The following is a 14,811-nucleotide window of genomic DNA, read 5'->3' as shown; positions in this document are numbered from 1 at the left end:
ATATCTTATTTTTAGCTTAGAAACTTATATTAAAGCCAAACGTCGTAATGGTGGTTGTGAAGTAGGTTGCCCTTCTTTCAATACCCGGAGCCAATGGGTCATTTGTTTCTGAATCCAAGTACCTGACTTCCGGATCTACGCCCTGATAACCTGTAAACATGATTGGATTTTGAACAGAAAGGAAGGCCCTTAATCTTGTTACATTTTTGCCTGGTCCCACAAGGAAGTTATATCCAAGTGTAGCATTATCCAATAACACAAAATCTGCTTTTTCAACATGGCTACTATTGTATTCCGCCTTGGTGATCCTCGGATCATAATACTTGGTCTTGACAACATTGTAATTTTGAACAGTTGTACCTTCCAAGTTTTCATAGAAACCTCTGTAGCTATTGATCAGGTAATGACCTATTGATCCTCTAAAGAAGAAGTTCAAATCCCATTGTTTGTAAGAAAAGGTATTGTTGATCCCAAAATTGAATTTTGGATAAGCGGTCCCCAATTGGGTCCGGTCTTCATTACAGTTACAATAGCCACCGCTGCCATTCAGGTCTTTCATCCTTGGGCTGCCGTCATCGTTGACTCCATCAAAAACAGGTCCCCAAATCTGTCCCAAAGGACCATTCTCCTGGATACGGATCAACTGTGTTAGGTTCTGTCCAGGTGAACCAAAATTGGAACGGTAATTCACCTCTCCAAAGCTCAGGTTGCCGGCAGAAAGGCTTCTCAGGTTTGTTCTCAAAGTGGAGAAGTTAAGTCCTGTTGACCATCTGAAATTGGTTTTTTGTATGGCATTGTAATTGACCATAAATTCCAGACCGGAGTTAAGCATTTCGCCTATGTTCAAAACTGTCTGAGGAAAAAGGTTCGGTGGAACAGGTACGTTGATGGGTAAAAGCATACCGGTAGTTACCCTAGTGTAATAATCAATGGCGCCATCGATTTTATTGTTGAAAACCACAAAGTCCAAACCTATATTGTATTCATCTTTAGTCTCCCATGCAAGGTCCGGGTTAGGGTTGGATACCGGTCCATAGGATGGAACAAACTGACCGTTATAGAAGAAGTTGCCCTGACGGCCAAATCTCAAAAGTGAAAGATAAGATTCCCCTGGCTGGGTTCCCGTCCTTCCGTAACTGGCCCTAAATTTCATAGCACTAACCCCAGTAATATCTACCAAGTTGGCAATATTGACACCGGCACTTACTGCAGGGAAAAGTCCCCACTTGTTATTGGCACCAAATCTTGATGAACCTTCATACCTTGCACTGATAGACAACAGGTAAGTGTCACTATAATTGAAGTTTGCCCTTCCAAAAAAGGCTACCAGGCGGTTCTGATTGGCATAACTTCTTACATCTGCCAAACCATTGGCAAAATCCAAAGCTGCACCGATGTTGTTATAAGTAAAGGCATCAGTCAAAAAGTCCCCTGCTTGCATATAATTACCCTGATTGAAAAATTCCTGGAATGAATATCCGCCCAAGAGGGCCATATTCACTTTCCCCAAATCTGTATTATAATTGACAGTTGTTTCAAAAAGCTCATTCAACCTTTCATCATTCTGTATGGTAGCTAGGCCGTTTCTTCCAAATCCCCCTCCAAATTTGGCAGTTTTGGGAGAGTAAAATCCTCTCCAGTCAGTTTCACGTTGAGTGGCATAAAACACAGCTGCAGACAATTTGGATGTAAAGTTGTATTCACCTCTGATACTTGCCAAGATCCTATTGTCTCTTCCGTCAGCAATATTTTGCTCAGCAATGGATACAGGGTTGAACCAATCGAAAATATCCCTTTCTGTATATCCACCAAATGGGGCATCCTGAGGAAGTTGACTCCTTACAGGAACAGTGGGGTTACTTACAATCGCATAACGGAAAGAGTTTTCATTACCAAACCGTCTATCAACTGTAGTTGTAGAAATATTAGTTGTAAAAATTGCTTTATCTTTCAATGCCCTCTGTGTCAAATTAAGTCTTGCATTCAATTGATTAAAACCTGAATTGATGCCGACACCTTCAACATTCCTGGAGTTAACAGAAACCCTATAGGCAGTTGAAGCATTTCCACCGCCTAAAGAAAGGTTATGCACATGTGAAACACCCGTTCTTGTCACTTCCTCCAACCAGTTGGTGTTTCCTCCTAGATCAACAGCGTTGGGCACTTGCCTGTATTCATCTGCAGTCATTACCCTTATCGTCCTGGCTACATTTTCTACAGCAGCACTACCATTATATTCAACAACTGTTCTCCCGGACCTCCCAGATTTGGTGGTAACCAAAATTACACCTGCCGATCCTCGGGTTCCATATATGGCAGCGGCTGAACCGTCCTTCAATACATCAATTGACTCAATGTCATTGGGATCCACAGTACTTAAGGAACCTCCGATCACACCGTCAATAACTACTAAGGGTTCAGCATTTTCCCCAATGGATGAAATACCCCTTAACCTCATATTGAACCCCCTGTTTGGATTGCCTCCTGGGCGTGCTATATTCAGACCGGCAACCTTTCCTTGAAGCAACTGTCTTGGATCATTGACCGTACCTTGGTTAAAATTTTCAGCTTTTACACTGGTAACAGCGCTTGTAATTTCCTTTCTTTCTTGGGTACCATAGCCCACTACAATGATTTCGTTCAGTGCCTGAACAGATTGAGAAAGATTCAGATTGATCACCGATCTATTGCCTACAACCTCCTCAATGGTTTGATAACCGATAAAAGAAATTACAAGAACATCCGCTGATGACGCCATGATAGAAAAGTTGCCATCGATATCTGTAATGGTTCCTCTGGTAGTTCCTTTCACCAAAACACTGACTCCAGGGATTCCTTCACCCGAATCTGAATCAGTAATCCTTCCTGTTATTTGTCCCTGTTGGGCTATGGCACTGCCAAGGCTAAAACTCAACAGGAAAAACAACAGGAACATAAAATTCCATAGTTGTTTTTTCATAGGTTTAATGGGTTTAAATGTTAATAATATTTTGCCGGTTGCTCAATAAACATAATACTGAGTATAGGGAAAATTAAAATAACATCATCAATTTTCCAAATTTTATTCTTTAAATTATTGCTATTGTTTTTGAATTATTCTTATTAATTCGATTTTGTAAAATTTTCAACATCTTTGGTTATGAAAAAATAATTTTCCAATACAAAATAGAATTTTGTTTGCTTTTACTTTATGGAATTAGTTTTTTCCCCGAGCCTTCTTCCCAAAAGAAGGATTAAAAATCTAACCTGAAAGCCGCTATTTGCTAAAAACGATAGAAGTAATACTGGTCTCAGAAAATAATCACTAGCTCCATATTCTATTTTATATTCGAAAATGAATAATTTCAGGAAAACAAAGACTGTCTCTTTCATAAGCCCACAGTAGGGTACTTAATGAGGAAATGGCTTACAAATTCTAATTTTTAATCAATACACTACTATGATCGCTTCAATCAAAACAGAACTGAAATCCTGGGTGGAAAATATGGCCCAGCATTTTAAACCAACAAATATCCATTGGTGCGATGGATCCCAAGCTGAATATGATAAGCTATGTCAGCTTCTTGTAGATAAAGGGACTTTTATCAAGTTAAACCCTGAAAAACGTCCCAATAGTTTTGCCTGTTTCTCAGATCCCAGTGATGTTGCCAGGGTTGAAGACAGGACCTTCATCTGCAGTCGAAGAAAAGAAGATGCTGGACCAACCAATAACTGGATGGCACCGGATGAAATGAAAACCATATTGGATGAACTGACCAAAGGCAGCATGAAAGGCAGGACCATGTATGTCATTCCATTCTGCATGGGCCCTGTCGGGTCTCCCTTATCCAGATATGGAGTAGAAATTACTGATAGTGAATATGTGGTGATCAATATGCGGATCATGACAAGAATGGGAGAACAAGTGCTTCCACATATTGATGAAAATTTTGTGAAATGTATCCACACCTTAGGTGCTCCATTGGAAGATGGGCAAGAAGATGTCAAATGGCCCTGTAATCCAAGTGTAAAATACATTTCCCATTTCCCGGAAGAAAGGCTGATCATTTCCTATGGCAGTGGTTATGGAGGAAATGCCCTGTTGGGAAAAAAATGTTTTGCCCTAAGAATCGCCTCTACCATGGGCCGGGAAGAAGGTTGGCTTGCAGAACACATGCTCATCATGGGTGTAGAAAGTCCACAACAGGAGAAAAGCTATGTGGCAGCAGCATTCCCCAGTGCCTGTGGCAAAACAAATTTTGCGATGATGGTTCCTCCTGAAAAGCTGGAAGGATGGAAGATCACAACGGTAGGTGACGATATTGCTTGGATCCATAAAGGCAAAGATGGAAGGCTCTATGCCATCAACCCTGAAGCAGGTTATTTTGGTGTAGCTCCAGGAACCAATTTCAAAACAAACCCCTCTGCCATGCAAAGCATCAAAGCCAATACCATCTTTACCAATGTAGCCATTACTAAGGACGGAGATGTTTGGTGGGAAGGGATGACCAAAGAAGTTCCTGATGGATTGACCGACTGGCACGGTAAACCCTATGACAAAAACTCAGGCAAACCTGCTGCACATCCTAACTCTAGATTTACTGCTCCGGCTTATCAGAATCCTGTCATTGACTCCGATTGGGAAAATCCGGAAGGAGTGCCGATTACTGCTTTTATTTTTGGTGGAAGAAGAAGTACCGCCGTTCCCCTGGTTTACCAGGCTTTTAATTGGAGTTTTGGGGTGTATATGGCCGCAACCATGGGTTCTGAAATGACCGCTGCCGCTTTTGGAGAAATCGGAAAGGTTAGAAGAGATCCATTTGCCATGCTGCCTTTTATGGGTTACCATATGGGAGACTACTTCAATACCTGGCTGCAGTTTGGGAGAGACCTGCAAAATGCCCCAAGAATATTTGGGGTAAACTGGTTCCGAAAAGACAAAGAGGGGAATTTTATCTGGCCAGGATATGGGGAAAATATGCGGGTGCTCAAATGGATCATCGGAAGGTGCAAAGGCAGGATTTCTGCCGTAGAATGCCCAATTGGCTGGAGACCAAGATACAAAGACATGGACTGGAATGGCCTTGAAAATTTCAGCAAGGAACAATTTGACAGCATCATGGTCATTGAGCGGGAACCTTGGAAAAAAGAACTTTTGGAACATTCCGAATTATTCGAACAGTCCTACGACAAAATCCCAAAAGAATTCCTCTTTATGCGGGAACTGCTTCTTTCTGCCCTTTGGCGATCTCCCGAAAAAATCGGGCTTGCACCAGAGCGGCATTGATAAAAGATTCATTCATAGAAAAGGTGGTCGCAAGACCGCCTTTTTTATTTAAATAAGAATGAAGAGGGCAAGTATGTAACTTTTTCACAGGCTCCCCTTTTTCAGATCAAAAAATCTCCTATTCTTCAGCCAAGAGGAATTTCTGATTTCCATGTTTTGGAATAAGATGTTGAACAATCTATTGTGCCAATGAATAATTTTGTTTAGCATTGTGTATATTATACACAATGAATTTAACCCTTATCCCTATGACCAAAGCCTTTCTATTTCTTTGCCTCTTTGTATTCTCCTACAGTGTTTCCCTGGCACAGGGCAGGGACGGTTTTCCTGTTCAGACGAAAATCAAAAACGGAACCATTGAGGGTTTGTATGATACAAAAAGCGGTATCCAGAAATACTTTGGAATTCCTTTTGCCAAACCACCCATAGGAGAATTGCGATGGAAAGCACCCGAACCTATAGAGAATTGGTCGGGCGTAAAGGAGACGAAAGAATTTGGGCCCAGACCAGTCCAAAAACTGATCTGGGGGGATATGAATTCCCGCTCAAATGGGGTAAGTGAAGATTGTCTTTACCTGAACGTGTGGACTCCTGCTTCCAGAAATACAAAAGACTTACCGGTTTTGGTTTATTTTTTTGGAGGAGGATTTGTTGCAGGTGATGGTTCGGAACCGCGCTACGATGGTGAAAATATGGCCAAAGAAGGAATCGTTGTAGTCACTGTAAATTACAGATTGGGGGTTTTCGGTTTTTTGGCACATCCTGAACTGAGCAAAGAAGCTTCTTATAAAGCTTCAGGAAATTATGGCCTACTGGATCAGGCCCTTGCCTTGCAATGGGTGTATGAAAACATTGCTGCATTTGGGGGAAATCCCCAAAAAATCACCATCGCAGGAGAGTCTGCGGGCTCGATCTCTGTCAGCTACCAAATGGCTTCACCCTTATCCAGAAATTTGATAGCCGGTGCTATAGGAGAAAGCGGGGCAGGAGTGACTGCACTCTCTCCGGTACCATTGGCCGAAGCTGAAAAAGCAGGAAAAGAGTTTTTGGAGAAATTTGGCATAAAAAGTATAGCAGAAGCAAGAAAGCTCCCAACCAGGGACCTTTATGAAATGTACAATGAATCCGGAAGATTTGGTTTTCCGGTGGTATTGGACGGGTACTTATTGCCAAAATCCCTGACCGAAATATTCAAAGCAAGAGAACAGGCCCAGGTTCCTTTGCTATTGGGCTGGAATACCCAAGAAAATCCCGGAGCGGCATTCATGCAAGGTTTGCCATTTACCAAAGAGAATTTCATAAAAAAAGTCCAGGAAGCTTATCCCGAAGACTACACAGAGGTATTGAAGCTTTATCCACATGAAACCCAAGAACAGGTTGCCTATTCCGCCATGGATTTAGCAGGAGACCGTTTTATTTCTTATAGCACTTGGAAGTGGTTTGACCTGCACCGTAAAAACTCGGATCAGCCGGTATACCGCTACCTGTATGCAAAGTTACGACCTCCCTTGGTTGATCAGACCTTAGAAGCAGGACTTGCCGGCGGTACCTCGAGAAGGGCGGACAACGCCCCGCCCAGGCCTAAGGACCTTGGTGCCCCTCACGCTGCAGAAATTGAATATGCAATGGGCAATTTGGACCGTATCAAAGAGTTTGCCTGGACAGTAGAGGATTACAAGACCTCTGAAACCATGTTCAAATTTTTCGCCAACTTTATCAAAAACCACAATCCAAATGGAGAAGGTTTACCGGAGTGGCCAAAAGCGATGGCCAATGACGATAACCCTCCGGTAATGGTCATAGATACACAATCCAAAGCCATCAAAGCCCAAAACGATGCCAGATACAGGTTCCATGATAGGTTTTATGGTAATGATAAATAGGAAATATATTCTGGACTGGAAGGGGGTGTCCGAAAAGTCGAGACACCCTTTTTTTATTGTTGATTTTCTCTAAAATTATTATTTTAGAGTTGAACAAAATACAACAATGTCTAAGGTAGTTTTTAAAAATCAGACTGGCAATTGTCCAGAATTATTTCCGGCAAATATTTTTGATAAAATCCCTGATAACCACCCTGCTCGATTGGTTGACACTGTGGTTAACTCTTTGGATATCAGTGATATTATAAAGAGGTACAAGGGAGGCGGTACATCAGCCTATCATCCACGAATGATGATTAAAGTGCTGTTCTACAGCTATTTATCCAATGTGTATTCATGTAGGAAAATAGCCAAAGCACTTAATGAGAACATACATTTCATGTTTATCTCAGGAAACTCAACCCCCGATTTCAGAACCATCAACGATTTCCGCGGTAAAATCTTAAAAGACTCCATCAAGACATTGTTTGCCGAAGTGGTAAAAATGCTTGTTGAGATGGGATATGTAAGCCTTGATGTACAATACATTGACGGAACCAAGATTGAAGCAAAATCCAATAAGTACACTTTTGTCTGGCGTAAGACAGTTGAAAAGCACAAAGAAAGGTTAGAAGGTAAGATCAAGAGTGTTTTATCAGATATCGAAGAAAGCATCCTATCAGATAATCAAGAAGTTAATCAAGAAGAATTGCCTAAAAAAATTGATTCTGAAGAATTAAGGGAGCGGCTTTCAGCCATAAATAAAAAGCTAAAAGAGCCTTCAAAGAAGATTGCTAAGGAGCTTCAAAAACTTCAGGAAGAACATCTTCCCAAGCTGGAGAAGTATGAAAAAGACCTGGAGATTTTGGGGGATAGAAATTCGTACAGTAAGACAGATCATGATGCCACATTCATGAGAATGAAAGAGGACCACATGAAAAACGGACAACTAAAACCCGCTTACAATCCTCAGATATCAACTGAAAATCAATTCATTACCCATGCTACTATCCACCAAACAGCAGGGGATACCACCACTTTAAAATCCCACTTGGACAGTTTTGAAAAATCGTATAGTAAACAAAGTAAAGAGATAGTAGCTGATGCAGGATACGGCAGTGAGGAGAATTATGAAATGCTTGAAAAAAAGGGAGTTGATGCCTATGTGAAATACAATTACTTCCACATGGAGCAAAAGAAGAAGACAAAGAACAATCCTTTTCTTCCCCAAAATCTTTTCTACAATGCAGCGCAAGATTTTTACGTATGCCCCATGGGACAGCGGATGGAGAATGTTGGACAAGGAAAGCGCACTTCAAGCAATGGGTATGTATCTCAAGTAACTTATTATCAGGCAAAAAACTGTGAAGGATGCCCCTTAAGAGCACAATGCCACAAAGCGACAGGTAACAGAAGAATCGAAGTGAACCATAGGTTAAACTTCTTAAAACAGCAGGCCAAGGAAAAACTAATGAATAAAAAGGGGCTTGAACACAGGAGCAAAAGACCAATAGAGGCGGAAGCTGCGTTTGGCCAGCTGAAAAGCAATAATATATTCAACAGATTTACACTCACTGGTTTAGAAAAAGTGGAATTAGAGTTCTTATTGATGGCAATTGGCCATAATCTGAGAAAAATGGTGGCTAAAAGTATGCACTCTGGACTAAAACTATCTAAAAAATCATCTTTGGGTTATAAACCCTACAATAGTCGGCCGGTATTTTACGTTCCAAAGGAAAATTCTAATCAAAGATCACTGGTAATGGCATTGGATTTTCAAAATCAAAAAATAGCGGCATAAAAAAAGCTGCCCTTTTCGGACAGCCCCCTTTTTTTAAAAATCATTTGCCCCAAGCCGTCATTAGTTTTAACCAAAAATAAAATGTCATACCTAAGTTTTCTGAATAGTTTATAAATTCAACAGAAACTATTCTTCCATGCAGCACGAATCATATCATTTTGATGCGATTGTAATAGGTTCCGGCATTTCTGGTGGTTGGGCAGCCAAAGAATTATGCGAAAAGGGACTCCAAACCCTGGTACTGGAAAGGGGAAGGGATATCAAGCACAATAAAGACTATCCCACTGCCAATATGTCTCCCTGGGAATTTCAGCATCGGGGTGAGATGAGCCGTGAATTTCTTGAAAATAACCCTTTGATCAGCAAAGCTGCGGGATTTGGAGAAGATACGGCACATTTTTTTATTAAAGATGCAGATCATCCTTACATTCAGGAAAAGCCATTTGACTGGATCAGGGGTTATCAAGTGGGGGGTAAATCCCTGACCTGGGGGAGAGCCTGCCAAAGATGGAGCGATTTTGAGTTCAAAGCACCCGAAAAATATGGATATGGGATTGCCTGGCCAATAGGTTATGATGACATCGCCCCTTGGTATTCACATGTGGAAAAATTCGTGGGTATATGTGGCAACAAAGATGGAATAGATGCCATGCCGGATGGAGAGTTTTTGCCTCCATTCGAATTTTCCTGTGTGGAAAAACACATGAAAGATAAAATCAAAGAACATTATCCAGATAGACACCTGGTACAGGGCAGGTGGGCACATTTGAGCCAACCAAAAGAAATACATATCCAACAAGGAAGAGGAAAGTGTCAGGCCAGAAGCCTTTGTATGAGAGGTTGCCCTTTTGGGGGTTATTTCAGCTCAGTATCCTCTACCTTGCCTTGGGCGGAAAGTACAGGAAACCTTACAATCAGGCCTAATTCAGTAGTGCATTCCATTCAATATGACGAATCCTCCGGAAAAGCCTCTGGTGTGAAAATTATTGATGCCATTACCAAGGAGGAAATGGTGTTTACCGCCAATATCATCTTTGTGAATGCCTCTGCTTTGAATACCAACCTTATCTTACTTAACTCTGTTTCCAAAAGGTTTCCAAACGGATTGGGAAATGACAATGGACTATTAGGCAAATACATTTGTTTCCACCTTTACCGCGGTTGGGCAGGAGGCATTATTGATGGATTTGAAGACAAATATGTCTATGGAAAAAACCCTACAGAGACAATTTTGGCAAATTACAGAAACCTTTACCATCAAGAAATGGACTATTTTGGAGGCTTTACAACCTTTGCAGGTGCCTATCGGGTGAGAAAAGAAGGTTTACCGGGAAATGTTCCCCAGTTGGGTGCTGATTTTAAAAAGGCACTTTCAGAAGCAGGAGACTGGCATGTATATATGTATATGCAGGGAGAGACCATCCCCAAAGCCTCCAATAGGGTCTATTTAAGCAAAGATAAAAAAGATGCCTGGGGCATTCCTTTGTTGGTAACCGATGTGGCTTACGATGAAAATGATGAAAAAATGATTGCTGACTTCCTACAGCAAAGCCGGGAAATGTTGGAAAAAATAGGCTGTAGAAATATCTATGCTTACGACAACCATCAGGCACCGGGATTGGATATCCATGAAATGGGCGGCGTAAGGATGGGAAAAAGTCCAGAAGATTCATTATTGAATGAATGGAACCAATTGCATCATTGCAAAAATGTCTTTGTGACCGATGGGGCATGTATGACCAGTACCGGTAACCAAAGCCCATCCATTCTTTATATGGCACTTACTGCAAGGGCAGCAAATTATGCAGCGGATCAATTTTTTACCGGCAAACTGTAAGACAATGAGGAAATGCTCAATTAAAAAACTGACACATGGATAGACGAGAAGCTTTAAAGTTAACCGCATCTTTATTTGGTGGAGTGGTGATAGGTTCCCAGTCATTTCTAACTGCCTGTGGTTCAAAAACTGAAAATTCAATGGTTTTCTCTAAAGAAATCATTTCTCTTTTGGATGAAATAGGGGAGGTGATTTTGCCGGAGACGGAAGATTCCCCAGGAGCCAAAGCCGCTAAAATCGGTGATTTTATTAGAACCATTGTCAACGACTGTTACAGTGAAGAAGAGCAGAAAATATTCAGTGAAGGTTTAAGTACTTTCAAAGATTTGTGCCAAAAACAATTTGATAAATCTTTTATGACAATGAGCGGGGAGGAAAAATTTGAACTTCTTCATCAACTTGATCAGGAAGCCAAAAGTAGGCATTCGGAAGAGAATCCCCATTATTTTGCTATGATCAAACGGTTGACCATCTGGGGATATTTTACTTCCGAACCCGGAATGACAAAAGCGCTTCGCTATAATCCCATTCCTGGAAGGTATGAAGGATGTGTTCCCTATCAGGTAGGAGAAAAAGCCTGGGCAGGTTAATGCCGATAATTTTCAACTTCTTGCTTCTTTTTTAAAAATGTCAGAATTAAGTGCCTGTTATTTTCAAGTCAGGCTATTCTTTTCCCAGAAGATCAATAAACTCTTCTGTTTTAAATTTCTGGTTATTTTTAAATGGACCGTTGTTAAGCCGGTCAATTTGAAAAGAGTTGCCTGATCGTAATATTTTGTTAATTGCGCTACCTGATTAGCCTAATTTATACAAATTGCGCTGGTCAACCAGCCTAATTAACAAATTATGGAATTCAGCTATTCCATATAGGGTTCGAAAAAAGCCAGGTCAACTTCATAAACAACTCTTGGATTGACTGCTAATTTATCTTCTCCAAAAACTTCCTGACCACCTTCAAAGTCTCTTCCTTATTATCATTCAAAGTGCTATGTGCAGCACCGGGAATCACTGCAAACTGGGAATCGGGCACCAAACTGTGGTAATATTTAACAGTACTTGGTCTAGCTTCATCAAATTCTCCAGTCATCATCAGAACAGGCACTTTGATCTGTGGCAGGTATTCAAGACGGTCATAATTTCTTAAAGTTCCTGTGGAGGTAAATTCACTAGGCCCCCACATATAGAGATAAATATTTTCTCCTGATACCAGGTTAAGATGACTCCTGTCAACTTTAGGCCTTTCTTTTCGCGTAACAAATAGGCTATAGTACAATTGGGTGGCTTCTATATATTCCGGATCCCCATAGCTTCCCCTGGATTCATGGTAACGAATAATCTTTTGAACAGAATCCGGCAAGGTGGCGATCAAGGTGTCTGCATCAGCTATCCATAAATCGGTACTGAAAAGTGGACTGCTGAAAATGATGGCTTTGACTTCATCGGGATAGGTCAAATAATAATCCATACCCAGCATGGTTCCCCAGGAATGCCCGTATAGTACAAAATCTTGTAGGTTCAGATGCTTTCTCAATCTTTCTACCTGATCCACATAATTCTCTATGGTCATCAAGGAAGTATCCATCAATGCATCTGACCTTCCTGAACCCAGTTGATCCCAAAAAACAATCGGACCATCATAACCCAATTCCTTCAAAGGCTCAAAACCTAAACTTGTTCCACCAGGACCACCATGGAGTAATAGAACAGGAGATTTTGGACCCGAACCAAATACTTCATACCAGATCCTTCCCCCCTCCACTTCTACATATCCTTCTTTGGAAACAAGGCTCTTTTTACCGGTACATGAAAAAAACAGGAATAAAAGGACGATGACTAGGTGAATTCTTTTCATGTTATGTCATAAGAGATGCATTGTAAATTTAAACTTTTATTCGCTCTTTTTCCTTGAACTTGGCTTTCACTTCCTGAAGCTCACTTGGCCTGGTAAATACCATTGCGTAGGCCTCCTTTAGTGAATTGGAATTTTTGACATCCTTGAAAATATCCACCCATTCATGAAAATTCAGGGTAACCGGATTGTAAGAATTCACTTGTTTGGTCAGGCCATAAGCGGGCCTTTCTTCTTCTGGCATAAATGTCCCAAATAACCTATCCCAAATGATAAAGGTGGATCCATAGTTTTTATCCAAATATTTTTCATTGGAAGCATGGTGAACCCGGTGATGGGATGGAGTAGTGAAAATATACTCTATCGGTCTAGGCAGTTTATCGATATATTCGGTATGGATCCAAAACTGGTATAAAACGGCTATTTGATGAACGATAAAAAACATAACAGGATGAAATCCGGCCAAGGCCACCGGTATAAAGAAAATGATTTTGATATGTTGCGTCCAGCTCAATCGAAAGGAAACCGACCAATTGTATTTTTCAGAATTGTGGTGGGTGACATGGGTGGCCCACCAAAACCGGTTTTCATGTGCGATCCTGTGCGCCCAATACCTCCAAAAATCCAACCACAACAAGCAGAGCACATAAGCCCACCAAGTATTGGGAAAAGACCAGGGAACAAGGTTATAGAAAAACAATATAACACCAAATGTCACTACTTTTAATCCGGCACTCATGGCTACATTCACCAAACCGATTACAGTAGCCGCAACGGTATCCTTGCCATCATAAAAATCCTTCTTTTCTTTATAGGATAAATACCATTCCAAAACAACCAATCCGATCATGATCGGTGCAGCAAAAAAGATGATGTTGGGTAAATCGAGAGATAAAACCTGATCGAGGGTTAATTTTTCTTTTGACATGATGATGGATGAGTGACAAAAATTTTTCTGTATTCTTCTAAGATACAGAAATTTTTAGGAGATTTAAAGGAATTCTTTCATAATATCCCCATTTGAATCGATCCAAAGAAAATATTAAATTGTAATCCTATCTTTCAATCCTACTCCTATGAACACCATAAACAGAAGAGACACGATTAAAACCCTGGCTATAGGAGCCGGTCTAAGTTTGGTTTCCCCCTTTGGCCTAATGGCCTGCAAGTCGGAGGAAAAGAAAAAGGACAAATTAGGCGTGGCCCTTGTCGGACTGGGATATTACAGCACAGACCTTTTGGCGCCTGCCCTTCAACAAACAAAACATTGTTACCTGGCAGGAATAGTAACCGGCACACCTTCCAAAGCTGAAGCTTGGAAAGCCAAGTACAATATCCCTGACAAAAACATTTACAATTATGAAAATTTTGACCGTATCAAGGATAATCCCGATATCGATGTGGTCTATGTAGTCCTACCGCCCTCTATGCATATGGAATATACCATCCGTGCTGCCAATGCAGGTAAGCATGTTTGGTGCGAAAAACCCATGGCTGTTTCGGTGCAAGAATGTCAGGCCATGATCGATGCCTGTAAAGCCAACAACGTGACCTTGTCCATTGGATATCGCTTACAGCATGAACCCAATACCCAAGCATTTCAGGACATTGTAAAAGGTGAAAAACTGGGAAAAGTACTGGGGCTTGATTGCGCCGCAGGATACCGGGAAAACCGGACGGACCACTGGAAACAGAAAAGGGAAATGGGAGGTGGAGTAATCTATGATATGGGGGTGTATTCCATCCAAGGGGCCAGATTGGGGGCTAATATGGAACCTGTTGCGGTAACTTACGCAAAAGTCTATGCCGAAAGACCTGAAATTTACAAAGACGGATTGGGTGAGGTAGTTGAAGCCGTACTTGAATTTCCAAACGGTGCCATAGGCAATATCAAAACCAGCTTTTTTGAAAATGTGAATTTCCTCAATATCCGTTGTGAGGAGGGGACCATAGAAATGGCTCCATTCCAAGCTTATGCCGGAAATAAGGGAAAAAGTCCCCTGGGCGAATTCAATTTCCCTTATGAAGTCCCCTGGCAACAGGCCAACCAAATGGATCAGGATGCGCTTGCCATTATGGAAAAGAGACCTTTACTCGTACCTGGAGAAGAAGGCTTAAGGGATATCCGTATCGTGGAAGCGATTTTGGAATCCGCTGAAACAGGAAACAGGGTGCTGATTTAACGGCACCCTTTTT

At 41.3% G+C, this 14,811-nt stretch carries 9 protein-coding genes; 6 read left to right on the top strand and 3 right to left on the bottom strand.

The window, feature by feature from the left end; translation table 11 throughout:
• Window positions 1–16: 16 nt before the first annotated feature.
• Window positions 17–2,959: a SusC/RagA family TonB-linked outer membrane protein gene (locus tag BC751_RS04960; protein ID WP_130274571.1), complete on the bottom strand. Its 2,943-nt coding sequence runs from the start codon at window positions 2,957–2,959 to the stop codon at window positions 17–19.
• Between the two features lie 480 nt (window positions 2,960–3,439).
• On the opposite strand from BC751_RS04960, the gene BC751_RS04955 reads away from it, so the two are divergent.
• The 5 genes from BC751_RS04955 (at window position 3,440) to BC751_RS04935 (ending at window position 11,356) form a co-directional block, all read left to right on the top strand.
• The gene (locus BC751_RS04955) at window positions 3,440–5,266 is read left to right on the top strand and encodes a phosphoenolpyruvate carboxykinase (GTP) (RefSeq protein WP_130274570.1); all 1,827 of its coding nucleotides are present in this window, start codon (window positions 3,440–3,442) and stop codon (window positions 5,264–5,266) included.
• 248 nt (window positions 5,267–5,514) lie between these two features.
• Window positions 5,515–7,149 carry a carboxylesterase/lipase family protein gene (locus BC751_RS04950; protein ID WP_130274569.1) on the top strand — a complete coding sequence of 545 codons (1,635 nt, stop codon included), beginning with the start codon at window positions 5,515–5,517 and terminating at the stop codon, window positions 7,147–7,149.
• 106 nt (window positions 7,150–7,255) lie between these two features.
• On the top strand, window positions 7,256–8,929 hold the full coding sequence (locus tag BC751_RS04945; RefSeq protein ID WP_130274568.1) for an IS1182 family transposase: 1,674 nt from the start codon (window positions 7,256–7,258) through the stop codon (window positions 8,927–8,929).
• Between the two features lie 136 nt (window positions 8,930–9,065).
• A complete protein-coding gene (locus BC751_RS04940) occupies window positions 9,066–10,766 on the top strand; it encodes a GMC oxidoreductase (protein ID WP_130274567.1) in 1,701 nt (566 codons plus the stop codon).
• A 35-nt stretch (window positions 10,767–10,801) separates the two neighbouring features.
• Window positions 10,802–11,356, top strand: coding sequence for a gluconate 2-dehydrogenase subunit 3 family protein (locus tag BC751_RS04935; protein ID WP_130274566.1), 555 nt, complete (start codon window positions 10,802–10,804; stop codon window positions 11,354–11,356).
• Window positions 11,357–11,685: 329 nt separating this feature from the next.
• Here the strand turns inward: BC751_RS04935 and BC751_RS04930 are convergent, their stop codons facing one another.
• Both BC751_RS04930 and BC751_RS04925 read right to left on the bottom strand, forming a co-directional pair.
• Entirely contained in the window at window positions 11,686–12,618 is a 933-nt protein-coding gene (locus BC751_RS04930; RefSeq protein ID WP_130274565.1) for a proline iminopeptidase-family hydrolase, read from the bottom strand.
• 28 nt (window positions 12,619–12,646) lie between these two features.
• Window positions 12,647–13,543 carry a sterol desaturase family protein gene (locus BC751_RS04925; RefSeq protein ID WP_130274564.1) on the bottom strand — a complete coding sequence of 299 codons (897 nt, stop codon included), beginning with the start codon at window positions 13,541–13,543 and terminating at the stop codon, window positions 12,647–12,649.
• 148 nt (window positions 13,544–13,691) lie between these two features.
• On the opposite strand from BC751_RS04925, the gene BC751_RS04920 reads away from it, so the two are divergent.
• Entirely contained in the window at window positions 13,692–14,798 is a 1,107-nt protein-coding gene (locus tag BC751_RS04920) for a Gfo/Idh/MocA family protein (RefSeq protein ID WP_130274563.1), read from the top strand.
• Window positions 14,799–14,811: the final 13 nt, after the last annotated feature.

The sequence above is a fragment of the Cecembia calidifontis genome (assembly GCF_004216715.1).
GTDB classification, from domain to species: Bacteria; Bacteroidota; Bacteroidia; order Cytophagales; family Cyclobacteriaceae; genus Cecembia_A; species Cecembia_A calidifontis.
This window is presented reverse-complemented; position numbering and strand designations above follow the sequence as displayed.